At 41.0% G+C, this 24,418-nt stretch carries 21 protein-coding genes and 1 other annotated feature; of the genes, 19 read left to right on the plus strand and 2 right to left on the minus strand.

Translation table 11 applies throughout. The annotated features are described in order from the left end of the window. The first annotated feature begins 5 nt into the window (after nucleotides 1–5). From pgeF to G628_RS17880, 3 genes are read left to right on the plus strand one after another with little or no spacing between them, the layout of a single operon-like run. Entirely contained in the window at nucleotides 6–887 is an 882-nt protein-coding gene (pgeF, locus tag G628_RS0102135; RefSeq protein ID WP_034500511.1) for a peptidoglycan editing factor PgeF, read from the plus strand. Between the two features lie 17 nt (nucleotides 888–904). After that, nucleotides 905–1,600 (plus strand): response regulator transcription factor, encoded by a 696-nt coding sequence (locus tag G628_RS0102140; protein WP_026666724.1) that lies wholly within the window; start codon nucleotides 905–907, stop codon nucleotides 1,598–1,600. Nucleotides 1,601–1,629: 29 nt separating this feature from the next. Further along, nucleotides 1,630–4,071: a sensor histidine kinase gene (locus G628_RS17880; RefSeq protein ID WP_196803688.1), complete on the plus strand. Its 2,442-nt coding sequence runs from the start codon at nucleotides 1,630–1,632 to the stop codon at nucleotides 4,069–4,071. A gap of 75 nt (nucleotides 4,072–4,146) precedes the next feature. Here G628_RS17880 and G628_RS0102150 read toward each other — a convergent pair whose 3' ends face one another. Then, nucleotides 4,147–5,346, minus strand: a complete 1,200-nt coding sequence (locus tag G628_RS0102150) for a ribose-phosphate pyrophosphokinase (RefSeq protein WP_027208330.1) — start codon at nucleotides 5,344–5,346, stop codon at nucleotides 4,147–4,149. A gap of 152 nt (nucleotides 5,347–5,498) precedes the next feature. Between G628_RS0102150 and G628_RS0102155 the strand changes: the two genes are divergently transcribed. From G628_RS0102155 to G628_RS0102230, 15 genes are all read left to right on the plus strand, one after another. Next, entirely contained in the window at nucleotides 5,499–6,863 is a 1,365-nt protein-coding gene (locus G628_RS0102155) for a DUF512 domain-containing protein (RefSeq protein WP_027208331.1), read from the plus strand. Nucleotides 6,864–6,884: 21 nt separating this feature from the next. Next, entirely contained in the window at nucleotides 6,885–8,213 is a 1,329-nt protein-coding gene (gene der / locus G628_RS0102160) for a ribosome biogenesis GTPase Der (RefSeq protein WP_026654942.1), read from the plus strand. 1 nt (nucleotide 8,214) lies between these two features. Beyond that, nucleotides 8,215–8,868 carry a glycerol-3-phosphate 1-O-acyltransferase PlsY gene (gene plsY, locus G628_RS0102165; RefSeq protein WP_026666728.1) on the plus strand — a complete coding sequence of 218 codons (654 nt, stop codon included), beginning with the start codon at nucleotides 8,215–8,217 and terminating at the stop codon, nucleotides 8,866–8,868. Between the two features lie 17 nt (nucleotides 8,869–8,885). Then, a complete protein-coding gene (locus G628_RS0102170) occupies nucleotides 8,886–9,908 on the plus strand; it encodes an NAD(P)H-dependent glycerol-3-phosphate dehydrogenase (protein WP_155833751.1) in 1,023 nt (340 codons plus the stop codon). A 69-nt stretch (nucleotides 9,909–9,977) separates the two neighbouring features. Then, nucleotides 9,978–10,232 (plus strand) — a binding site (T-box leader). Nucleotides 10,233–10,407: 175 nt separating this feature from the next. Then, a complete protein-coding gene (gene tyrS, locus G628_RS0102180; protein ID WP_026654939.1) occupies nucleotides 10,408–11,628 on the plus strand; it encodes a tyrosine--tRNA ligase in 1,221 nt (406 codons plus the stop codon). A 100-nt stretch (nucleotides 11,629–11,728) separates the two neighbouring features. Further along, complete coding sequence (locus G628_RS0102185) at nucleotides 11,729–12,691, plus strand: hypothetical protein (protein ID WP_026654938.1); 963 nt, start codon at nucleotides 11,729–11,731, stop codon at nucleotides 12,689–12,691. A 246-nt stretch (nucleotides 12,692–12,937) separates the two neighbouring features. Further along, a complete protein-coding gene (locus G628_RS0102190; RefSeq protein WP_027208334.1) occupies nucleotides 12,938–13,441 on the plus strand; it encodes a hypothetical protein in 504 nt (167 codons plus the stop codon). 174 nt (nucleotides 13,442–13,615) lie between these two features. Continuing rightward, a complete protein-coding gene (locus G628_RS0102195; protein ID WP_026654935.1) occupies nucleotides 13,616–13,975 on the plus strand; it encodes an ArsR/SmtB family transcription factor in 360 nt (119 codons plus the stop codon). Between the two features lie 77 nt (nucleotides 13,976–14,052). Continuing rightward, the gene (locus tag G628_RS0102200) at nucleotides 14,053–14,271 is read left to right on the plus strand and encodes a cation transporter (RefSeq protein ID WP_026654934.1); all 219 of its coding nucleotides are present in this window, start codon (nucleotides 14,053–14,055) and stop codon (nucleotides 14,269–14,271) included. A gap of 22 nt (nucleotides 14,272–14,293) precedes the next feature. Beyond that, nucleotides 14,294–16,204 (plus strand): heavy metal translocating P-type ATPase, encoded by a 1,911-nt coding sequence (locus G628_RS0102205; RefSeq protein ID WP_027208335.1) that lies wholly within the window; start codon nucleotides 14,294–14,296, stop codon nucleotides 16,202–16,204. A gap of 50 nt (nucleotides 16,205–16,254) precedes the next feature. After that, entirely contained in the window at nucleotides 16,255–18,186 is a 1,932-nt protein-coding gene (locus G628_RS16145) for a serine hydrolase domain-containing protein (protein WP_051198958.1), read from the plus strand. Nucleotides 18,187–18,282: 96 nt separating this feature from the next. After that, complete coding sequence (locus G628_RS0102215; RefSeq protein WP_026654932.1) at nucleotides 18,283–19,116, plus strand: purine-nucleoside phosphorylase; 834 nt, start codon at nucleotides 18,283–18,285, stop codon at nucleotides 19,114–19,116. A gap of 9 nt (nucleotides 19,117–19,125) precedes the next feature. Next, entirely contained in the window at nucleotides 19,126–20,799 is a 1,674-nt protein-coding gene (locus G628_RS0102220; RefSeq protein ID WP_051198961.1) for a MutS-related protein, read from the plus strand. A 2-nt stretch (nucleotides 20,800–20,801) separates the two neighbouring features. Further along, nucleotides 20,802–21,290, plus strand: coding sequence for a ribonuclease HI (gene rnhA, locus G628_RS0102225; RefSeq protein WP_026654929.1), 489 nt, complete (start codon nucleotides 20,802–20,804; stop codon nucleotides 21,288–21,290). Continuing rightward, on the plus strand, nucleotides 21,287–21,904 hold the full coding sequence (locus tag G628_RS0102230) for a metallophosphoesterase family protein (protein WP_027208337.1): 618 nt from the start codon (nucleotides 21,287–21,289) through the stop codon (nucleotides 21,902–21,904). The genes rnhA and G628_RS0102230 overlap by 4 nt, the downstream gene beginning before the upstream one ends. 72 nt (nucleotides 21,905–21,976) lie before the next feature. Here the strand turns inward: G628_RS0102230 and fsa are convergent, their stop codons facing one another. Next, complete coding sequence (gene fsa, locus G628_RS0102235) at nucleotides 21,977–22,630, minus strand: fructose-6-phosphate aldolase (RefSeq protein ID WP_026654927.1); 654 nt, start codon at nucleotides 22,628–22,630, stop codon at nucleotides 21,977–21,979. Nucleotides 22,631–22,847: 217 nt separating this feature from the next. Here fsa and G628_RS0102240 point away from each other — a divergent pair, with 217 nt between their 5' ends. Next, complete coding sequence (locus G628_RS0102240) at nucleotides 22,848–24,395, plus strand: sodium:solute symporter family protein (RefSeq protein WP_027208338.1); 1,548 nt, start codon at nucleotides 22,848–22,850, stop codon at nucleotides 24,393–24,395. Nucleotides 24,396–24,418 lie beyond the last annotated feature (23 nt).

The following is a 24,418-nucleotide window of genomic DNA, read 5'->3' on the forward strand; positions in this document are numbered from 1 at the left end:
TTTAAATGATCAGATATATTGACATAAAGAGATGCGGCGGCGAGAAGACAATGGAGCTTAGGGAAAAGAAAGGTGTTCATTACCTTGTTTTTCCTAAAATAGAAGAACTTGGAATTGTAGATCATCTGTTTAGTACAAGGCTCGGCGGAGTTTCAAAGGGATGCTTTTCCGAGATGAATCTAAGCTATACACGTGGAGATGAAAAAGAAGCTGTAGATGAGAATTACAGGAGAATTTCAGAAGTCCTGGGACACGGGAAAAAGCTCGATGATTTTGTGTGCACTTTCCAGACGCATACCGTAAATGTAATGAAAGTTACGGAAGAAGACAGGGGTAAAGGCCCTGCAAAACTTCGCGATTATACGGATATAGACGGACTTATCACGAATATTCCGGGGATTATTTTATCAACGTTCCATGCGGATTGTCCTCCGGTATTCTTTATCGATCCCGTCAAAAAGGCTATAGGCCTTTCTCATTCGGGATGGAAGGGAACAAAAGGTGAGATTTCCGCAAGAACGATCGAAGCAATGACAAGGGAATACGGAACGGATCCTGTTGACCTTATCTGCGCCGTCGGACCTTCTATTTGCGGCGAATGCTACGAGATCGGCGGCGATGTTGCGGATGAGTTTGCCGAGAATTATACTGAGGAAGAACTTGAGAGAGAAAAAATCCTTGTTCCGTATCCGAACGGAAAATTCAGGCTTTATCTGTGGAATGCCATTAGATATACGCTTATAAAGAGCGGTGTTAAAACTGAAAATATACTTATTACCGATATATGCACCAGATGCAATCCGGATCTTTTGTTCTCGCACAGAGTTCATAAGGATAACAGGGGTAATCTGTGCGCATTTTTGTCACTTAAGGATGAAACAGAATAATTTGTTGTGAGGTTGATATGGAAAACATTTTAGTATGTGATGATGATAAAGAAATAGTTGATGCCATTGAGATTTATCTTGAACAGGAGGGATTTAGGGTATACAAGGCATATGACGGCATAGAAGCTATCGAAGTTATGAAGAAAGTTGAGATTCAGCTTGCGATAGTTGATATCATGATGCCCAGAATGGACGGAATCCATTTTGTAAAAGAGCTCAGGAAATTCAGCACCGTTCCCGTTATCTTTCTTTCCGCAAAGAGCGAAGATTCCGATAAGATACTCGGGCTTAACATCGGTGCTGACGACTATGTGTCAAAGCCTTTCAATCCATTGGAACTCGTCGCAAGAGTTAAGTCCAATCTCAGAAGATATGTATCTCTCGGACGCATGGTGGAAAAGGAAAATGTGTATTCGGCGGGCGGACTTGTGATTGACGATAATTCCAAGGAATGTTTTGTTTACGGTGAGAGCATCAGACTTACACCTATTGAATACAATATCCTTGCTTTTCTTGTAAAAAATAAGGGAAAGGTTTATTCAATAAATCAGATCTATGAGCAGATATGGCATGATTCCGCGGTTCGCGTAGATAATACGATCGCGGTTCATATCAGACATATTCGTGAAAAGATTGAGATAAATCCCAAAGATCCCAAATTCCTTAAGGTTGTATGGGGAGTAGGATACAAGGTTGAGGATGAGGTTGTATGAGGAAAAAAGGCTTTAGATATAGCGTGACAATGCGCATAATACAGCATATTCTGGCTGCTTTTGTTGTATTTATCATTATATACTCGGTTGTCGGAACCAGCGTTGTTATTAACAGTGCGGGAAAAGATGTTTCCTACAACCTCTATGAGTCCGATAAAAGCAGAAGCTATGAGGAGTCATATCTTTTTAACAACATCCTTGGAAACAATATGTCGAATGTATTCAGGCTTGTTGCGGAAAGAACCCAGCTTGAGACTAAGGGACAGTATAACGGCAAGAAGGTTATCGATGTCACCGCATATGCCAGTAAGGGAAGTGTTCTACCGGGAGATTATATTACCGCAAATTATTACCTTGCAGATCTCTTAAACTGGGGAAAGAGCGGTTTTGAATATAAAACTCTCAAATTTACCGATGAAGACAGCAGTAAGTTCTTGAGTCCCGTAACAACATATACACATCTTAAGAACAACGTGGTATCAGGTGGTATGAACTCTTATCTCAGTTCGCAGCTTGATGATAACAGTTTGATTTTTACCATATCGGGGAATTCTGCGCCTGAAGGCGGAACATACAATATACTTACGCAGAGATACAAGACTGTCGACGGAAAAAATATTGAGAATATCGTTTCGACATGGGAAGATTACAATCTTTTGGCTTCGTATGTCGAAGAGTCGGCGAACAATCTTGCGCTGAATTTTGCGGAATACGGAAAGCTTATCAATTACTACAGCTACCAGAATTCAAATTTAAGATATTACATTACCAGAATGATCAACGGTAAGACGGAAGTCTATACCAATGTCGAAGAGCTCAAGAACGAGACAATAGGCGTTAATATTCTTGAAAAGTTTAAGAGATACGGAAGATATATTTACTACTGTCCTTACGAATTCCAATATGAGACCGACACTCTTATAAATGAGAACACGGTAAGATCCGTTATCAACACATACGGCTATGCATATCCCGACCAGATCAAGGTATATCTTGGAGTGGATACAAAGGAATATCCGGCATCCGATGATTTTACAAAAGGAAAGGCAAGCTTTTCAAAATACATGCCTTATCGAAGCCAGATCTACATTGTCTGCGGACTTGCGATTCTTTCTTATCTGATCATCTTTACGGTATATATCGTAAAGATCCCTGTAAGAGAAGAACTTGTCTATGGTAAAAAGAGAATTCCGACGGAAATACTCTTGCTTGTTTGCGCGCTTTTGATGGCTATTCCGTTTATTGTGGTCGGCGCTGTTATGACTGCTTGGAATGTAAGTTTCGACAAGATATTCAGACATGTGCTGTTCCCGTATTACGGAATGGTGTCATCTGTCGTTATTGATATAGGACTTCTTTCTCTTGTATACGGACTTGTGCAAAAGGGAAAAGATAAGGTTCTTTGGGAAGACAGCTTTTTGAAAAAAATCGTGGCAATCTTTAGGGAGATGATTCTAAATACCACGAACAACGGCAGTGTGATCATAAGGACATGGGGTCCGTACGCACTGTTTGTTGTGCTCAATTTCCTGCTTTTCAGGATAGGAATTCTTGGAATAGTTATTGCCGGATTTTTTGACATGCTTGTAGGACTTTATTTATACAGACAGAATTATGACAGGCAAGGGATAATTCATGTCATAGAGAATATTAAAAAAGGTGATGTCAGTGCTAAAGTTGATGTGACGGACCTTCATTCCGACAATGTAAATCTTGCTGAAGCGGTCAATTCAATCGGCGAAGGAATTAAGATCGCGGTTAATACAAGCATGAAGGATGAGAAGCTAAAGGCCGATCTTATCACGAATGTATCTCATGATATCAAGACACCACTTACTTCGATCATCAATTATGTCGATCTTATCAAACGTGAGAATATCGATAATAAGAAGGTAAAAGAGTATGTCGAGGTTCTTGAGACCAAGTCGCAGAAGCTTAAACAGCTCACAGAAGACCTGGTAGAAGCATCTAAGATAAGTTCGGGAAATATAAGCATTCAGCTTGGAACCATTGATTTTGTTGAATTTATAAATCAGACTATAGGCGAATTCTATGAGAAGTTTGAGACTCACACACTTACTCCGATATTTAAACATGAAGATATGAGCATGTGCATAAGCGCAGATGCAAGGCATCTTTGGAGAGTTATAGAGAACCTCTTGAATAACGTTTGCAAATATGCTCTTCCGGGAACCAGAGTATATATGGATATGGTCTATATCACAGAAGATAGTAAGAATAAGAAAGTTGAGTTTTCAATCAAGAATATTTCTGAATCCGAGCTTGATATCGGTGCGGATGAACTGACGGAAAGATTTATAAGAGGAGATGAGTCCAGAACAACGGAAGGAAGCGGACTTGGACTTTCTATCGCAAAGAACCTCACAATCGCACAGGGCGGAGAGTTTGATATAAGACTTGACGGTGATCTTTTTAAAGTAGTGATAGTGTTTGATTGTGTAGAACAATAAGAACAAGGAATTTCAAATAAAAAAGAACCTCCGGTTTTTCAATTTTACTTGAAAAGTCGGAGGTTTTGCTTATCTTCAGTCGAACAATTCGCCGGGAGTCTTGCATCCTGAATTGTACTTACCGACGATCTCGCGGATCTTTTCTGTAGGCATGTTAACGCTCTGCATTGTGGCATCGTGATTTAAGAAGTCGATGATCGTTGCAAGGAACTTGCCCATGTCGGCAATAAATATATAAGGTCTTGTTGTTATTTCGGAATCCATATATGTAAGGTTTGTAGTAATTACCGCATCGAAGTATTTCTTTTCATATCCCTCATCAAACTTATCCATTCCGTTTGTGAAAAGACCAAATGTAGTGCAGATAAATACTCGCTTAGCACCCATGTTCTTAAGCTGCTTGGCTGTGTCGATCATACTTGATCCCGATGAGATCATATCATCGATGATGATAACATCTCTTCCTGAAATATCAGAACCAAGGAATTCGTGTGCAACGATAGGATTGCTTCCGTTTACAACGTGGGCATAGTCACGTCTTTTATAGAACATACCTGTATCTGCGCCGATAACGTTTGCAAAGTATACGGCTCTGTCGAGAGCTCCTTCATCAGGACTGATTACAGTGAGATGATCTTTGTCTACGATAAGGTCATCAATGTGTGAGAGAAGTGCCTTCATAAACTGGTATGAAGCTAGGAAGTTGTCAAATCCTCCGAGAGGTTTTGAGTTTGAGATTCTCGGGTCATGAGCATCAAAAGTGATGAAGTTTGAAATGCCCATGTCATACAGCTCTTTAAACATCTGAGCCGCGTCGAGAGATTCCATGCCGTTTCTCTTGTGTTGTCTTCCTTCATATAAGAAGGGCATGATGACATTGATTCTCTTGGCCTTTCCCGTAAGGGCGCCGATAACTCTCTTAAGATCCTGATAGTGATCGTCGGGAGATTTGTGATTTATGTAGTTATACATTTTATAAGTAATGCTGTAATTGCATACATCGGTAAGAATATAGACGTCGTTTCCGCGGACGCTTTCATTGATAGCAGCTTTTGCTTCGCCGCTTCCGAAACGGTCAAGACAGTATTTTATCTTGTAGCTGTCCTTGACATAGCCGTGAAATGCGGGATCGTTTTCAGGCATTTTGTAAAGATTGTGGCGAAACTCCGCGATATAATGATCTACGCTGTCACCCAGCTCTTTTGCTGAGTCCATAACAATTAAATTAAGCGGAGCTACCGGAATAGAGGTTTCCAGTTTAGAAAAATCTGGCATATTTGTTCCTTTCTTCGGAATATGAAGTTTATATTTTTATGAAGCATTTAACTTCCTATATTGTTTTATCATTATGATTACTGACAAGTCAAGGAATTTCATATATAATACATTATTGGGGTAATCCTGCAGAATATGAGGTTATTTTTTAAATGGTTTCAAAGAAAGGGCACCTTATCGGCAGAGTCGATGAGGGCAGTATTGCCGAAGAACTGAATATTGAGCCGGGTGACACACTGCTTAAGATAAACGATCAGGATATCCAGGATATATTTGATTACCAGTATCTTGTGCAGGATGAGCATTTGGAGGTTCTTATCAGAAAGAGCGATGGCGAGGAGTGGATCCTTGATATCGACAAAGAATTTGATGAGGATCTTGGAATAGAATTTGATAACGGGCTCATGGATAACTACAGATCTTGCAGCAATAAGTGTATCTTTTGCTTCATAGATCAGATGCCGAAGGGCATGCGCGATACTTTGTACTTCAAAGATGATGATTCCAGACTTTCTTTTTTGCAGGGTAATTATGTCACACTGACTAACATGTCCGATGCGGATATCGACAGAATCCTGAAGTATCATCTTTCGCCTATCAATGTTTCATTTCAGACGACCAATCCTGAACTCAGATGCAAAATGCTTGGAAACAGATTTGCCGGTGAGGCTCTCAAAAAGGTGGACAAACTGTGTGCGCCCGGAACGGGAATTGAGCTAAACGGCCAGATTGTTTTGTGCAAGGGCGTAAATGACGGAGCTGAGCTTGAGAGATCGATATCGGATCTTACCAAGTATATTCCGAATCTTCAGAGCGTATCGGTTGTACCCGTTGGCCTTTCCAAGTACAGAGACGGATTGTATCCGCTTGAGCCGTTTGAATATGAGGATGCGTGCGCTGTCATTGATATGATAGAAAAATGGCAGAAAAAAGTGTATGATGAGCACGGCATTCATTTCATACATGCAAGTGACGAGTGGTATTTCCTTGCGAAAAGAGATTTTCCCGAGGCTGAGCGCTATGACGGTTATATTCAGTATGAGAACGGTGTCGGAATGATGAGACTTCTTCTTGATGAGTTCGGAGAATCTCTGGAGGCGCTTACTAATAATTATGCAGATGAAATAGATTCTGTAAAAAGAGAAATCTCACTTGCGACCGGAAGACTTGTCTATCCGTGCATAAAGCAGATGGCTGAGAGAGCTATGGAAGTATGCAAGGGACTTAAGGTTCATACATATGAGATAGTCAATGAGTTCTTTGGTGAGAGGATAACCGTTTCGGGACTTCTTACCGGACAGGATATAATAAAGCAGCTTAAAGGCAGGGAACTTGGAACAATGTTGTATCTTCCCGAGAATCTGCTTAGAAGCGGCGAGGATTATCTTCTTGATGATGTTAAGATAGGAGATATCGAAAAAGAGCTTGATATCAATGTCGGAATATCAAAATGCGACGGGCATGAACTTGCCGCAGTGTTATTCGGTGTTCCGGTTGAGCATACATTTTTGAATTAAACATATAAAAAAGGAAAACACATGAGCAGAAAAAATATAGTAGCGGTGGTCGGAAGACCAAATGTCGGAAAATCAACACTCTTTAATGCTCTTGCGGGAAGCAGGATTGCTATTGTGCAGGATACTCCCGGTGTTACAAGAGACAGAATTTATCAGGACGTTGAGTGGCTTAATCACAGCTTCACTCTTATTGATACCGGTGGTATCGAGCCTGATTCAAAGGATATTATCCTTTCACAGATGAGAGAGCAGGCGCAGATTGCCATAGATACGGCAGATGTTATCTTATTTATGGTTGATGTAAAGCAGGGACTTACCGATTCTGATTCCAAAGTGGCTGATATGCTCAGAAGATCGGGAAAGCCTGTTGTTTTGTGTGTAAATAAGGTTGACAGTTATAGCAGGGATTCGCTCGATGTATACGAGTTCTACAACCTTGGAATAGGCGAGCCTTTCCCTATTTCTGCGGTTAATAAGCTCGGTATCGGCGATCTTCTTGAAGAAGTTGTAAGTCACTTCAGCAAGGATTCGACAAATGACGAGGAAGATGACACTACAAAGATTGCCATCATAGGTAAGCCAAATGTAGGTAAGTCATCTATAATCAATAAGCTTATCGGTGAGAACAGGCTCATTGTTTCCGACATTGCGGGAACTACGAGAGATGCCATCGATACCGATGTTAAATACAACGGTAAGAAGTACACGTTTATCGATACGGCCGGACTTAGAAGAAAGAGTAAGGTCAAGGACGAACTTGAGCATTACATGATACTCCGTACCGTCGGAGCTGTTGAGAGAGCTGATGTTGCCATCCTTGTTATCAATGCCGAGGACGGGGTTACGGATCAGGATGCCAAGATCGCGGGAATTGCGCATGAGAGCGGAAAGGCCGTAATAATAGCTGTTAATAAGTGGGATCTTATTGAAAAAGATAATCATTCCGTTAAGGAATTTACCAAGAACATCAGGAATACCCTGGCGTTTATGAACTATGCAGAGATTATCTTTATTTCTGCCCAGACAGGTCAGAGACTTGTAAAACTCTATGACATGATTGATATCGTAAGTGAAAATCATGCGCTCAGAGTTTCAACGGGTGTTCTTAACGAGATCATGACTCAGGCAGTTGTTATGCAGCAGCCACCGAGTGACAAGGGTAAGATATTAAAGCTTTATTACATTACTCAGGCTTCGGTGAAGCCGCCGACTTTCGTTATCTTCGTAAACGACAAGAAGCTCATGCATTTTAGTTATACGAGATATATAGAAAATCAGATCCGAGAAGCATTCGGATTTAAGGGTACACCCCTTAGATTTATAATAAGAGAGAGAAAAGAGGATAAGTAACATGGAAAGAGTAGTTTGTTTGATCATAGGATATGTATTTGGCCTGTTTCAGACAGCTGTATTGTACGGAAAAATGAAGGGCGTTGACATCAGAAGCGTTGGAAGTAAGAACGCCGGAACAACAAACACACTCAGAGTTATGGGAGCCAAGGCAGGACTTGTTGTTTTGTTTGGAGATATGTTCAAATGTATCTTTGCCATAATCGTTACTTATTTTATTTTTGGAAGAAGCAATCCGGATTACAGATATTTTTATATGATATATACAGCGGCAGGAGCCGTACTTGGACATGACTTCCCGTTCTTTTTAAAGTTTAAGGGCGGAAAAGGTATCGCATGCACAGCAGGATACATCATCTCAATGGGATGGAAGTTTGTCCTTGTCGGACTTATCGCATTTTTCGGACCTTTTAACATCACACATTTTGTGTCACTCAGCAGCCTTTGCCTGTATACATGCTTTTTTGCCCAGTATGTAATATTCGGACAGATGGGGCTTTTGGGAAACCTTCCGCAGAGTGCGCTCAATGAGATGTATGTGATCGTTGCGCTTCTTACAGCTCTTGCTTTTTATCAGCACAGAGCAAATATTAAAAAGCTTATTTCAGGAACAGAGAGAAAGACTTATATTTCAAAGAAAAATAAAGTCGACTGATCAGGAGGATTAATTTTTTGGGTATACAAGTAGGTGTAATTGGTGCGGGAAGCTGGGGTATTGCGCTTTCGTACGTGCTGGCGGGTAATGGACATGATGTCACCGTCTGGTCCAGAAGCAATTCGTCAGTTGAGAAACTCAAGCAATATCACGGAAACGAGGAGAAACTCCCCGGTGTAAAGCTTCCGGAATCGGTTAAATACACATCAAGCATGGAAGATGCCGTGAAGGATAAAGATATTATCGTTGTTGTTGTTCCTTCGGCTCATATGCGTGAAACAATTAGGCTTATGAAGCCTTTCATTAACGAGAGTGAAGAACATAGACAGATAATAGTTAATTGCAGCAAGGGAATCGAAGAAGACACACTTATGGTTATGTCCGATGTTATTCTTGATGAAATCCCCGGATGCAATGTATGCGTTCTTTCAGGCCCTTCTCATGCGGAAGAAGTTGGGAAGAGCATGCCTACGACACTTGTAGTCGGTGCTTTTGAAAAGGAGATTGCTAAATATATACAGAATATATTTATGAATAACTTCCTCAGAGTATATATCAGTCCCGATATGCTCGGTATCGAGATCGGCGCGGCTCTTAAGAACGTAGTTGCACTTGCTGCGGGTATTGCTGATGGTTACGGATGTGGCGATAACGCAAAGGCTGCACTTATTACAAGAGGAATTGCCGAGATTTCTAGACTTGGTATGGCGATGGGTGGTAAGTTTGAGACTTTTGCCGGACTTTCGGGAATCGGTGATCTTATCGTAACCTGTGCATCGATGCATTCACGTAACAGACGCGCCGGTATCCTTATCGGACAGGGCAAGTCATATCAGGAAGCCATGGATGAAGTAAACATGGTTGTTGAGGGGGTTTACAGTGCAAGAGCCGCACTTAAACTTGCCGAGAAGTATGAGGTTGAGATGCCTATCATTACTGCGGTAAATGATATATTATTTGAAGGCAAATCGCTTCAGGAAGCTGTTAACGATCTTATGCAAAGAGATAAGAAGACTGAGAACAGCATGCTTGATTGGTAATCGTATGTTACAGCGGTATGCTTGACATATAAGCGTTTTTTAATTAGAATCTGTAAATAGATTAAACATAAAAAGGCTATGATCGGAATAAGTAAGATTCGCAAGCTGACAACAGAGAATTGCCGGGTGGTGAGAGGCGTATGTTAAGGGCGATGATGAATACCTCCGTGAGCTGCGAGGCGGAAATTATAGTAGGCTTCGACGGGACTGACCGTTATATCGGAAGAGTATCGTTCGTAAATGATTTGCGGATCGTACTTGCTGAGGCGTGTAGTGTGAGCTACATGCGAATGAAGGTGGTAACACGATTATTTCGTCCTTCGCAATCATTGTTGGTTGCGGAGGATTTTTTGAGCAGAGCACTTGGCGATAAGTGAGATAAGAAATCTATGATTTCTGTAATCGAACTTAGTTCTGTCGAGGCATTTATGCCGAGACCAGAACCTCATTAGTACATATCCCAATAGCACTTCGCAATCGGAAAATACAGGAGGGAAAAATGAAGATTTATGAAGAATTACAGGCGAGAGGCCTCATCGCTCAGACTACTGACGAAGAAAAGATCAGAGATCTTGTAAATGAAGGAAAGGCAACTTTTTACATTGGCTTTGATTGTACGGCCGATTCACTTACAGCCGGTCACTTCATGGCACTTACTCTTATGAAGAGGCTTCAGATGGCCGGAAACAAGCCTATAGCTCTTATAGGAGGCGGTACAACAATGATCGGCGATCCTTCGGGAAGAACCGATATGCGTAAGATGCTTACAAGAGAAGATATCGATCACAATGCAGCCTGCTTCAAGAAACAGATGGAGAACTTCATTGAGTTTGGAGAAGGAAAGGCTATGATGGTCAACAACGCAGATTGGCTTCTTAACCTTAACTATGTTGAACTTCTTCGTGAAGTTGGTGCTTGCTTCTCAGTTAACAATATGCTCAGAGCCGAGTGCTACAAGCAGAGAATGGAAAAAGGTCTTTCATTCCTTGAGTTCAACTACATGATCATGCAGTCATACGACTTCTACTACATGTTCCAGAAGTACAACTGTAATCTTGAGTTCGGCGGAGACGATCAGTGGAGCAACATGCTTGGCGGAACAGAGCTTATCAGAAGAAAGCTCGGTGAAGATGCGCACGCTATGACAATTACTCTTCTTACAGACTCTCAGGGTAAGAAGATGGGTAAGACAGCAGGAAATGCCGTATGGCTCGATCCCAAGAAGACATCTCCTTACGATTTCTATCAGTACTGGAGAAATGTAGCAGATGCTGATGTAGATAAGTGCATAAAGATGCTTACATTTATTCCTATTGAAGAAATCCTTGAGATGGAAAAATGGGATCCTTCAAGAGTCAATGAGAAGAAGGAAATTCTTGCATTTGAGCTTACATCTCTTGTACACGGCAAGGAAGAAGCTCAGAAAGCTCAGGATGCAGCAAGAGCTCTTTTTGCAGGCGGCGGAAATATGGATAATGTTCCGGCTGTTGCACTTAAAGAAGAGGACTTCAGAGACGGTGTTGTTGATATCCTTCAGGTTCTTGTATCGGCAGGACTTTGCAATACAAGAAGCGAAGCAAGACGTGCAGTTGAGCAGGGCGGTGTAACTGTAGCGGATGCAAAGGTTACAGACGTAAAGACTACTTACAATAAGGACTTCTTTGCTGACGGAGTTATGGTAAAGAAAGGAAAGAAGTCATTTAAGAAAGTTACTGCATAATATAATTGAAGAGCTTGTGAAAAATAGGAAAAATATTTTTCATAGGCTCTTTATTCTTGTATCAAGTAAATTACTTAAAAATTATACGAAAGAGGTACATATGGAGCCTTTAGTCATAACAATATTAGCCATTGTGCTTATGCTGACGGGATGTGGAAAGATTGATGAAGAGAAGGCAAATGTATCTGATGGTGCGTCTGTTGCAGATATATCTGTTGCGAATATGTCTATTGCTGATGATGCCGGTACGGAAGCTTCAGATAATGAAAATGATGCATCCTCTTTTATCTCCCATGAGCGTTATCAGCAGGCAAAAGATGATAAAAGCGGAAATTATACAGCTTTTTTGAACAATGAAAAAAAGGCAAAAGTTGATTGTGATGATTATGTATTCGAGAGTGAAGAAAAAAAGGAATACGATTTTGAGGAGTTGAAAGAGCTTGCATCAGATAGCACCAGTCTTCGTGAGAATCCATGTGATTCTGACTATAGATATATAGACTGTGGGTGTGACGGCGAAAAAGAATTGTTGATATGGGTAAGCAAAAGTGAGTATGGTTTTGGTTTTGTTTTAAAAGATGAAGGTGGCGAACTTTATATTCGATATGTTTCTGAATCCGGTGAGAAATTCTATGAAGGAATATGTGAAGACGGTTATGTCAGTGGCTTTGGAAAAGCCGGAGCATCTCTTGCCATATATGATTATGGCTATCTTGATAAAGATGCGAGATATCATTTTTTTTATACTTGTCAATATTATCTGGCGCTTGATTTGGGAATGGCAGGCATAGAGGATGAGGATGTGCTCAATAATAATCAACTTCTTGTTTATAGTTTTGGTATGTATGGTGATGCTAAGAGTGAAGACTCTATGTGTACAGATGAGGGCTTCGTTGATACATGGATAAAAAAATCGTTTATTGATGACGGTTATAAGTTCTATTCAAAAAAAGAACTCAAAGAACGTATGCTAAAAAGAGCTGATGAGATTGGTCTCAGTAAGCTAGATATAGATGAATGGAAAGAAGATATCAGCAGGGAGTTTGATGATGAAGAAAAATAAGTTGAAATAATATGTATAATTATTAATTAAAATGTATAAAAGCGTTAATTATGGGCTGTTGCGCAAACATTGCGCAACAGCCCATGTTTTTGCGTAAATATATTTATAATTTATACAATTTATTGTTGATTTAGGGTGAATGGTATGATAATATGTTATTACTTTGTTGTTAAATAATTAAAATTATTGTAATAATAGAAATGAAGAAAGAGAGATTATATGTTATTGAAAGGGAGGAGTTTTTAAATGGCAAAGACAAGAGAGTGGTTATTTAATACGTCTACCGGTATGCCGGTCAGAGTTACGTTAAATAAAAACAAACTGGTGTCTGTTAACGGAAGTCCTGAGACAAAGGTGATGGCACTTAAATCACCTGAGAGCAATTTTGCTGAGAGAGTATTTGATATTCCTTTAGGCAATGGGGAAATTGCAAAACTATGCGTCAGAAATAAGCAGGTACTTGTATATAACGGAAGAAATGTAGAAACAGGTGAAGAGTACAAAACTATTCAGCTGCCGAAGTGGGTTTATGTCTTTGTGGTTTTATATATTGTAAATTTCTTTGTGCTTCTCGGAGGTGCACTTGGAGGTGCTACTTCAGCAATCGGAGCATATGCATCAGCAAATATTTCTGCTGATGAGAAGAGAAACACATTAACCAAAGTATTGTTCTGTGTATTGCTTTACCTTGGTATATCTATTGTATCTTTTCTTTTGGCTTATGCAGCGGGCAAAGCTTTTCAGCTCTAAAATAAATTGATAACTTACGAAAATAGGACGTTGCTCTAAGGTTATTAGTGCAATGTCCTATTTTAATTTAATTGCGATTAATAATTTACCGCATCGATATTGACAAACCGATGCGGTAGTTTTATATTAAACATATGAACAGTTATTCATATGTTTAAATGAAAGGAAAAGCGAATGGCTATAAATGATGTAGAACACTGCGAAGTACATAATGTTCACAGAGAGCTTGTAGACAGAATCGGGAAAGAAATGCCTCCGGAGGATGAACTCTATGATCTGGCTGAACTCTTTAAAGTATTTGGAGATTCGACCAGAATCAAGATTTTGTTTGCTTTGTTTGAATCTGAAATGTGCGTATGTGATATAGCTGAGACACTCAACATGACTCAGTCGGCGATATCGCATCAGCTGAAGATTTTGAAGCAGAGTAAGCTTGTAGGAAACAGGCGCGAAGGTAAGTCAATCATTTATTATCTGGCTGACGATCATGTGAGAACGATTATTGCTCAGGGAATGAGCCATATAAATGAGTAATCGGGAACTGTAATTTGGCATGCGTATGCATACATAAATTTATAAAATTCATCCCAAGAGGAGAAAGGATATTTATTATGAAGAAGACATTTAAGTGTGAAGTTGATTGCGCAAACTGTGCTGCAAAGATGGAGGAAGCTGTTAAGAAAATCGAAGGCGTTGTAAATGCCAGAGTTAATTTTATGACTCAGAAGTTTGTTCTTGAAGCAGCAGATGATGTATTTGATGATGTTTTTGACAAGGCTGTTAAGGCATGCAAGAAGGTTGAGCCCGATTGTGAGATAGAGGGCGCTTAATTAAGAAAGAAGAGATGTCACTATGACTAAGAAGCAAAAGAAAACAAGAAACAGAATACTTATTGTACTTGGAATATTTACGGTATTACTTATTCTTGAAAAGACAGGCTTGCTTAAAAATGTTCCGCTTATCGTGAAATTCCTCATATTCCTCGTTCCGTATGTGATGATCGGCTACGACGTAATTAAAAAGGCGGCAGTAAATATCAGTCACGGACAGGTTTTTGATGAGAACTTCCTTATGATGATCGCTACATTTGGTGCTTTTGGTATCGGAGAGTATCCCGAAGCGGTTGCGGTAATGCTCTTTTACCAGATCGGAGAACTGTTCCAGAGCTATGCTGTTGGAAAGTCGCGCCAGTCCATCACTGAGATGATGAGCATTGCACCTGAGATTGCCAATATTGTCGGCGAGAACGGTGAAGTGAATGAAGTTGACCCTTCTGAAGTAAAGATTGGTGACACATTACTTGTAAGAGCCGGTGAGAAGATTCCTGTAGACGGTGTTGTTATCGAGGGTGAGTCCTTTATTGATACGGCAGCGCTTACAGGCGAATCTGTTCCGAGACGAGTTGTAAAAGACTCTGATGTTATTAGCGGATGCGTAAACGGCGAAGGAATTCTTAAGATCAGAGCCGTTAAAGCATATGAAGATTCAACTGTTTCAAGGATTTTGGAGCTTGTTGAGAATGCGAGCGATAAGAAGTCCCGTATGGAGAACTTCATTACGAGATTTGCAAGATATTACACTCCCGTGGTTACAATAGGAGCACTCCTTCTTGCGATCATACCGCCGATTCTCGGACAGCTGGCTTTATCTGACAGTATAAAAAGAGCTTGTATCTTTCTTATTGTTTCTTGTCCATGTGCGCTTGTAATATCTGTTCCGCTTGGATTCTTTGGTGGAATCGGAGCTTCTTCAAAGATCGGTGTTTTGGTTAAGGGAAGTAATTTCCTTGAAGCTGCGTCGGGTATAAAGACGGTCGTTTTTGACAAAACGGGAACACTTACCAAGGGCGAGTTCAAAGTTACAGATGTTGTATCTTCGAACGGGGCAAAGATTTCGAGAGATGAACTTCTTGAGATGGCGGCTACAGGTGAAGCATTCTCAAATCATCCGATCGCAAGGTCTGTATTTACTGCTTATCTTAATGAGTCGGGCAAAAAAGACATAGACAGAAGCAGCATAAGCGAAGCTGATACAAAGGAAATCTCAGGAAGAGGAATAGAGACTCTTTATAATGGAAAAAAGCTTCTTCTTGGCAATTCAAAGCTTATGAACGAAAATGCCATAAGTTCTTTTGCGGAAGCTGACTCTGTATCCGGAACAATTGTCTATGTAGGATATGACGGAGAATACAAGGGATATGTTGTTATCTCTGATGTTATAAAGGATACAGCCAAAGCTGCGATTGCAGGCATCAAGAAGGTTGGCGTTGCAAAGACAGTCATGCTTACGGGTGACAGGAAAGATGTTGCCGAAGATGTCGGAAGGAAGCTTGGTATAGATGAAGTTATTTCACAGCTTCTGCCTGCAGATAAGGTGGAATGGGTTGAAAAAATGCTTTCATCAGAGGATAATGGTAGTAAGCTTGCGTTTGTTGGCGATGGAATTAACGACGCTCCGGTCCTTATGAGAGCGGATGTCGGAATAGCCATGGGTTCACTTGGAAGTGATGCGGCCATTGAGGCTGCGGATATTGTTATCATGGATGATGATATCAACAAGATACCTTCGGTTATTGCTATTGCCCGCAAGACTATCAGGATCGTGAAAGAAAATATTGTATTTGCGCTTTCCGTAAAGGTCATCATTTTGATCTTGGGAGCACTGGGACTTACAACGATGTGGCTTGCGGTGTTCGGAGATGTCGGAGTGGCCGTAATAGCTATTCTGAATTCCATGAGAGCGCTTAAGACAGATAAGATATAATATTTTTTTATCATAAAAAAGATCCGGGCTCTGACGGAGGAAACAGAATAATGGCAAAAGCAGGACTTGACATAGGAGAGCTTCTTTTAAAGATTGCTACCGGCGAAACCGGCGAGATCAGCAAGGTTGATTATGTTGCACAAAAACCGAAATTCAGCACCATCAGTGCAAATGATGAACAAAAGCTAAAAAGATGTTCGCCTGAATCGCAGGGTGTCAGTTCTGCTTTTTTTACGTCTTTATTAAGGGAACTTGCCGAGAACAAAGAATGTAAGATGCACAAATTCATGGCTCTAAGAAACGGAAATGTTATCTGTGAGTGTGGATTTGAGCCGTATTCCATTGATTATTGGCATGTTTCTTATTCTATGTGTAAGAGTATTGTCGCTATGGCAATAGGCATACTCATAAACGACGGGAAACTCACTATTGTAGATAAGATCGATGATATCTTCAGTGAGCAGATAGGTCTTCTTAAATTCCACAGAAAGACAATAACGGTAAAAAATCTTCTCGATATGACAAGCGGCTCCGAATTCAACGAAGCAGGTGCCATAAGCGGAAATGACTGGGTATCGGCGTTTCTTGAAGCGGGAACCAAATTTGAACCGGGTTCGCAGTTTGAATATAACAGCATGAATACTTATATGCTGTCGGCTATCGTGACACAGATAACGGGCAAGTCTTTGTTTGAATTTTGCAAAGAACGTATTTTTGATCCGATGGGGATAAAAAGAGTGTTCTGGGAGAGTTGCCCAAAGAAGATAACAAAAGGCGGCTGGGGGCTCTTTATCCGTACGGAGGATATGGCAAAGCTCGGACAGCTTTATCTTAACAAGGGAAAGTGGAACGGTATTCAGATTGTCCCTGAGAAATGGGTGGAAGAGTCTATCACTCCGCAGATTCTTACGGGACGTGAAGACAGCACGCACTATGGTTATCAGTTATGGATTAACGGGGACAGGCAGGATTCTTATGCGTTTAACGGAATGCTCGGTCAGAATGTTTTTATCTATCCGGATATTAATATGGTTGTGGTTACGAATGCCGGAAACAGCGATATTTTCCAGACGTCATTGATGGCAGTTAAGATTCGAGAGGCTATTAAGAACCTTGAGATAGGAAATAAGCCTTTGGATGAGAATTTCTCGGCGTATTCAGAGCTTATGGCACTATGCAAATCGATTAGTGGAGAAACTGTCAGTTACCCTGCGATTGTCAGCGGAGGATGGAAAAACAGGGCGATTAAAGAATCTGTCGGAAGTACAAGAGGAAGGACGGCCGCTTATAAGAGCAGGAGAGGCGACTTTAAGAAATCCCTTAATTATTTCAATATGAGAAATGAAAGCCTTCTCGCTGCGAAATGGCTTCGCAAGATCGACGGAAAGATCTATGATATTGAAAATAATAATATAGGCGTATTTCCTATTATGATGCAGGTTGTGCACAATAACTTTACCGACGGCATCAAGAAAATCGGATTCAGGATTGATGACAACGGATTCTTTTTCATAGATATCTATGAAGGGGATGCTCTTTATGCGCTTAAATGCGGCTTTGGCGGTAAGAGATATGTCACAAATATCAACATGCACGGTGAGATGTATCAGGTAAGTCTCGAGTCGTATTGCAAGACTGACGAATACAACAGATTTGTGCTTAGAAATGAGATTGTGTTCCTTGAGGAAGCCTGCAGCAGAACAATAAATATCTATTTTGACGACGATGCTTCCGACAGAGCGGACAGGAAAGGTACATTTATTTATCCGTCGGTTCCAAGCGGTATTGAGGTTAGATTCTTTGAAACACCGGGCGGTGAAATGCTGATTGATGCGATGAAGAATGTTTCTCCCGAAGGTCTTGGAGGACTTCAGGGTATTATCTTTGGAAAGATCATAAAAGGCGGTGTCAAAGGGCTTTTTGAGGATGCGATAAAGAATATGCTCGAACCGAAAGTTCGTGGAGTATTGTCGCAGTGGTAATTATGATAGAATGTCTAAGGAAACACTGATTGATTTTAATATTATTTAAAGTGTTTTTTGGAAAACAATGTAATTTCAGATGAGAGAGGTGGCAAAATGGCTGATAAATTATATGAAAAACTTACAGGCTGCGTTGATGCGGTTAGAAGTAAGACTGATTTCGTTCCCGATGTAGCATTGGTTCTTGGTTCGGGACTTGGAAATTATGCGGAGAATATTAAAGTCTGCGCTGAGATTGAATATAAGGATATACCGGGATTTCCTGTTTCTACTGTTCCCGGACATGCAGGTAAATTCATATTCGGATATGTGGGCGATACTAAAGTTGTCTGCATGAAGGGAAGAGTTCATTTTTACGAAGGATATGATATCAGCGATGTCGTTCTTCCTGTTAGACTTATGGGAATGCTGGGCGCTAAGATTCTCTTTTTGACAAATGCTTCCGGAGGACTTGGAAAGGGCTTTGCGGCAGGCGACCTTATGCTTATAACGGACCACATTTCATGCTTTGCACCCAATCCTCTTATCGGCGCGAATATCGATGAACTCGGACCCAGATTCCCCGATATGAGTGAGGTATACAAAAAAGATCTTCAGGATATCATTAAGGAAACTGCGAAGGAAAACGGTATCGAGCTTAAAGAGGGCGTTTATTGTCAGCTTACGGGACCTTCGTTTGAGTCACCCGCTGAGATTCAGATGCTTGCAAAGCTGGGTGTTTCTGCAGTCGGAATGAGTACAGTAAATGAAGCAATCGCTGCAAATCACATGGGACTTAAAATCTGCGGAGTTTCATGTATCTGTAACCTTGCATCGGGACTTTCGGAGAATCCTTTGTCTCACGAGGAAGTGCAGGAAGCTGCAGATAAAGCGGCTCCGTTATTTACAAAGCTTGTGACGGAATCAATCAAAAAATTCAGCAAAGGATGATGACAGTATATGGATAATTCGGGACTTGTATATATTTTGGGATTTCTTTTTGCATTTATTATCATTGCTTACGTTTTGGGCGTGAGGGATGCTGCGCTTGCAAAGAAGAATCTTATTTATAAACTAAAGAAAAATTGGGGCGATTCGCCAAAGAGAAAATATAAGGAAGATGACTTTGATCATATTACCGGTTACTACGATAACCATAGAGAGGGATTTCAGGTAGACGACACGACCTGGAATGACCTTAATATGGACGGCGTATTTACAAGAATGAACTATTGCCTCAGCGCTTCTGGTGAAGAGTATCTTTATTATATGCTCAGAACGCCCAAGCAGACTGATGATTTTGAAAATGAGGAGAAAAAGATAAAGTTCTTTTCCGAAAATGATGAGGCAAGGCTTAAGTATCAGCAGATCTTTGCCAGAATCGGAAGAGGCAACAGATATTCAATCTATGATTACCTCAAAGTTCTCAATGATGTAGGGAATTTCAGCAATACAAAGCACTATCTGATGATAGCTCTTATTGCTTTGACGATCGTTATTACATGCATTAAGTTTGAGCTCGGAGCATTTCTTTTTCTTGCTGCCGTAGTAGCAAATGTGATCATGTATTTTAATATCAAAGGGAAGATTGATCCGTATCTTTCAACATATGCATATATTCTTAAGGCGCTTGCTTCGGCAAAGCTTTTTAAAGGTGCAGGTTATCCTGAACTTAGTGATGACATTGAACTTTTGAATAAATCTTATGACAGTCTTAAAGGATTTTCCAATGGGGCAAATGTTCTTATGAAGCAGGCAGGAGGCGGAAGTCCGGCTGACATAATCATGGATTATGTTCGAATGATCACGCATATCGATCTTATCAAGTTTAATAAGATGTACCGTCAGCTCATGGAAAAGAAAGATGATCTTGATGTGATAATCACAGTGATAGGAAGAATGGATGCGTATATTTCGATTGCTTGTTACAGAGAGTCTGTAAAGGGACAATATTGCACTCCGACTTTTGCAAACGGCGAGATGAACTTTGAGAACGTGATGCATCCTCTTATCGAGAATGCGGTTTCTAACAGTATCGATACTAAGAAAGGAGTTCTTTTGACCGGATCGAATGCTTCGGGTAAATCGACATTCCTTAAGACCATCGGTATCAACGTTTTACTTGCACAGTCTGTGCATACAGTTCTTGCAAAGAGTTACAAAGCACCTCTTCTCAGAATTTATTCTTCAATGGCGCTTAAGGATGATATCTATGAGGGTGACAGTTATTATATTGTCGAGATCAAGTCCATGAAGAGAATAATTGATGCGGCGAAGGAAGAGGGAAATCCTGTTCTTTGCTTCGTTGATGAGGTACTTCGCGGAACAAACACGGTTGAGAGAATCGCTGCGTCGACAGAGATACTTAAGTTCCTTACAGATTCCGGAGTTAATTGTTTTGCCGCTACGCATGACATCGAGCTCACTCAGCTTCTTAAGGATAAGTACGACCTCTATCACTTTGAGGGAAATGTCTCTGACAACGATGTACATTTTGATTATATGCTTAAAAAAGGTCCTGCGACGAACAGGAATGCGATCAAGCTTTTGAGCGTTCTTGGATATGACAGCAGTCTTGTAGACAACGCGCAGAATCTTGCGGAGAAATTTTTGAATACGGGAGTTTGGGAATAAATATGAAAGTTGAAATATATTCAGACGGTGCTGCAAGAGGAAATCCGGACGGACCCGGAGGATACGGCACTGTGCTTAGATATGTCGATTCAAAGGGCGAGGTTCATGAAAAAGAACTGAGCGCCGGCTATGATAAGACGACTAACAACCGAATGGAGCTTATGGGCGCAATAGTCGGTCTTGAGTGCCTTAACAGACCATGCGAAGTTGAGATGTTTTCCGATTCGCAATATGTTATCAAGGCATTTAACGACAAGTGGATAGACGGATGGATAAAAAGAGGCTGGAAGACAGCGGGAAAGCAGCCTGTAAAAAATGTAGAGCTCTGGAAAAGACTTCTTGAGGCAACAAAGGGACATGCGATAAAGTGGAACTGGGTCAAGGGCCATGCGGGACATCCTGAGAATGAGAGGTGCGACGAGCTTGCGACAACTGCTGCCGATGACGATCCGTCCACACTACTTCACGATGACGGCGGTGACCTTCGATGATATATTATATTGCCGATTGCCATTTTTTTCATAACGCACTTAATGAGAAGATGGATAAGCGTGGCTTTTCAAGCTGCGAAGAGATGAATGAGTACATGATAAAAAAGTGGAATGACAAGGTTACGCGCGCCGATACCGTTGTTATTCTTGGAGATTTATCTTTTGGCACGGTTGAAGAGACCAATGAACTTATTCACAGGCTGAAAGGAAAGCTCTGTCTTATAACAGGGAATCATGATAAATATGTCAAATCTTTAAATTTTGATAAGGACAGATTTGAGTGGATCGACAATTACAGAGTGATCACGGATTCCCAGAAGAAGGTTGTCTGTTGCCATTATCCGATGCCTTTCTATGACGGGCAGTACAGGCTGAAACACAGCGGAGAACCTAAGACTTATATGTTATACGGGCATGTGCATGAAACAAGAGATGAAGTCCTCATGAAGAAGATAATTGAGATGATAGGATCGACGCCTTATGTGCCGATTGCTGCGGAGCATGAGAAAACCATTCCATGTAATATGATAAACTGTTTCTGCATGAGATCTGATTATGAACCGCTGACGTTGGCAGAGTGGATCAAATTGTCGGGTAGTCTTGGCGGGATTTAAAGAAAAAGAAAAGGCATATCACCTTAGAGCTTACTAAAGTGATATGCCTGTATTTATGTGTGTAACGCTTTATTATTTGCCGAATACTGCTTCGTAATCTTTTACGAATTTCTCAATTCCCTGATCTGTGAGAGGGTGATGAGTCATCTGCTCGATTACCTTGTAAGGAACAGTAGCGATGTCTGCACCTGCAAGTGCGCAGTCGGTAACGTGCATAGGATGACGTACGCTTGCTGCGATAATCTCTGTTTCAATTCCGTGGATATTGAAGATCTCGGCAACTTCAGAGATAAGATCTGTTCCGCGAACACTGATGTCATCAAGTCTTCCGAGGAAAGGGCTTACAAATGCAGCGCCTGCTCTTGCTGCAAGAAGAGCCTGGTTAGCTGTGAAGATAAGAGTCACATTGACTTTGATGCCTTCGGCTGCAAGTGTGTGGCAAGCCTTAAGACCTTCAACGGTCATGGGGATCTTAACAACCATGTTCTTGTGTATTTTAGCAATCTCGCGACCTTCCTTGATCATACCTTCTGCATCAGTTGTTGTAGCCTTAACTTCGCCACTGATAGGTCCGTCAACGATAGATGCGATCTCAGCAACTACCTGTGTGAAATCACGTCCTTCTTTTGCGATAAGAGAAGGGTTTGTTGTAACTCCGCAAATTACGCCCATGTCGTTGGCTTTTCTGATCTCATCGACATTGGCTGTGTCCAAAAAGAATTTCATTTTTGCATATACTCCTTGTCTGTAACCTTATTGATAGTTATGGATAATCCCAAAGGATCTCCAAATAAAAATGATACCACTAGGATAGCACTATATTATTTTTTTTCAATATGAATTTCTTGTATATTTTACTTTGACTTTTTTGTACTATTTGATTGCCTTTAGCGATTGAAAGTGTTAAAGTGAAGAAAGATTATTTACTTTAAGGAGAGAAGGTATGATTATTAAAGTGTTAATGTTACTTGTGTTCTTTTCTGTAATGATCTACATCGGTCTGATGTGCAGGAAGAACTCGACTGACGTAAGCGGTTTTGTACTTGGTGGAAGAGCAGTAGGCCCATGGGTTACAGCCTTTGCTTATGGAACATCCTATTTTTCCGCGGTTATTTTTGTGGGGTATGCGGGACAGTTTGGATGGAAATACGGTATAGCCGCAACTTGGGTTGGAATCGGCAATGCACTCATAGGTTCACTTCTTGCATGGGCTATCCTCGGAAGAAGGACAAGGATCATGAGTCAACATCTTGATTCAGCCACGATGCCGCAGTTCTTTGCTGCAAGATTCGGAGGAAGATCTCTTAAGATAGCAGCCTCCGTTATCACGTTTATTTTCCTTATTCCTTATACAGCTTCATTGTATAACGGACTCTCAAGACTATTTGGTATGGCTTTTAACATCGATTATTCAATCTGCGTTATTGTTATGGCCGTACTTACAGGTATTTACGTAATCGCGGGCGGTTACATGGCAACTGCGATAAATGACTTTATTCAGGGAATAATCATGCTTATCGGTATCTGCGCGGTTGTTCTTTCTGTTCTTAATTCGCAGGGCGGTTTCCTTGCAGCTCTTGACGGACTTGCAAGAATCTCAGATGAGAGCGTATCGACAACACCGGGCGTGTTCGCTTCATTCTTTGGACCTGATCCGCTTAATCTTCTCGGAGTTGTTATCCTTACATCGCTCGGAACTTGGGGGCTTCCTCAGATGGTTCAGAAGTTTTATGCGATAAAGAGTGAGAAGTCAATCTCAAAAGGTACCATTGTTTCTACATTCTTTGCGTTTATTGTTGCCGGCGGATGTTACTTCCTCGGCGGTTTCGGAAGACTCTTTTCCGATAAGATAGATATTGCGGCGGATGGCTTTGACAGTATCGTTCCTACGATGCTTTCGGGACTTCCGGATTTCCTTATTGCTGTGGTTGTTGTTCTTGTTCTTTCAGCTTCAATGTCCACACTTTCATCACTTGTTCTTACAAGTAGTTCGACTCTTACGCTTGACCTCTTGAAGGGCCATGTTATCAAGAATATGGATGAAAAGAAGCAGCTTCTTATCATGAGAATTCTTATCGTCGTATTTGTCGGCATCTCTGTTGTTATTGCGATTGTTCAGTACAAGCAGAATGTGACATTTATCGCGCAGCTCATGGGTGTTTCGTGGGGAGCGCTTGCGGGAGCATTCCTTGCGCCTTTCTTTTACGGATTGTATTTTAAGTTCATTACAAAAGCTGCTGTATGGGTGAATTTCATATTTTCTACAGTAGTTATGCTTGCAAATATGTTTGTAAGACCGAAGTTCCCTCAGCTTCTTCAGTCGCCCATAAATGCAGGAGCATTCTGCATGATCGCAGGTCTTATCATTGTCCCTTTGATATCTCTTTTCACCAAGAGGCCTCCGAAGGACCTTGTGGACAGCGCGTTTGCATGCTATAACAAGGAAGTACTTGTTCATCAGAGCACATCACTTTCTGATGATTCAGAGTAAATATTTTGGTTAAAGAGGTTGTT

The organism is Butyrivibrio hungatei NK4A153 (assembly GCF_000424465.1).
GTDB lineage: Bacteria > Bacillota > Clostridia > Lachnospirales > Lachnospiraceae > Butyrivibrio > Butyrivibrio hungatei_A.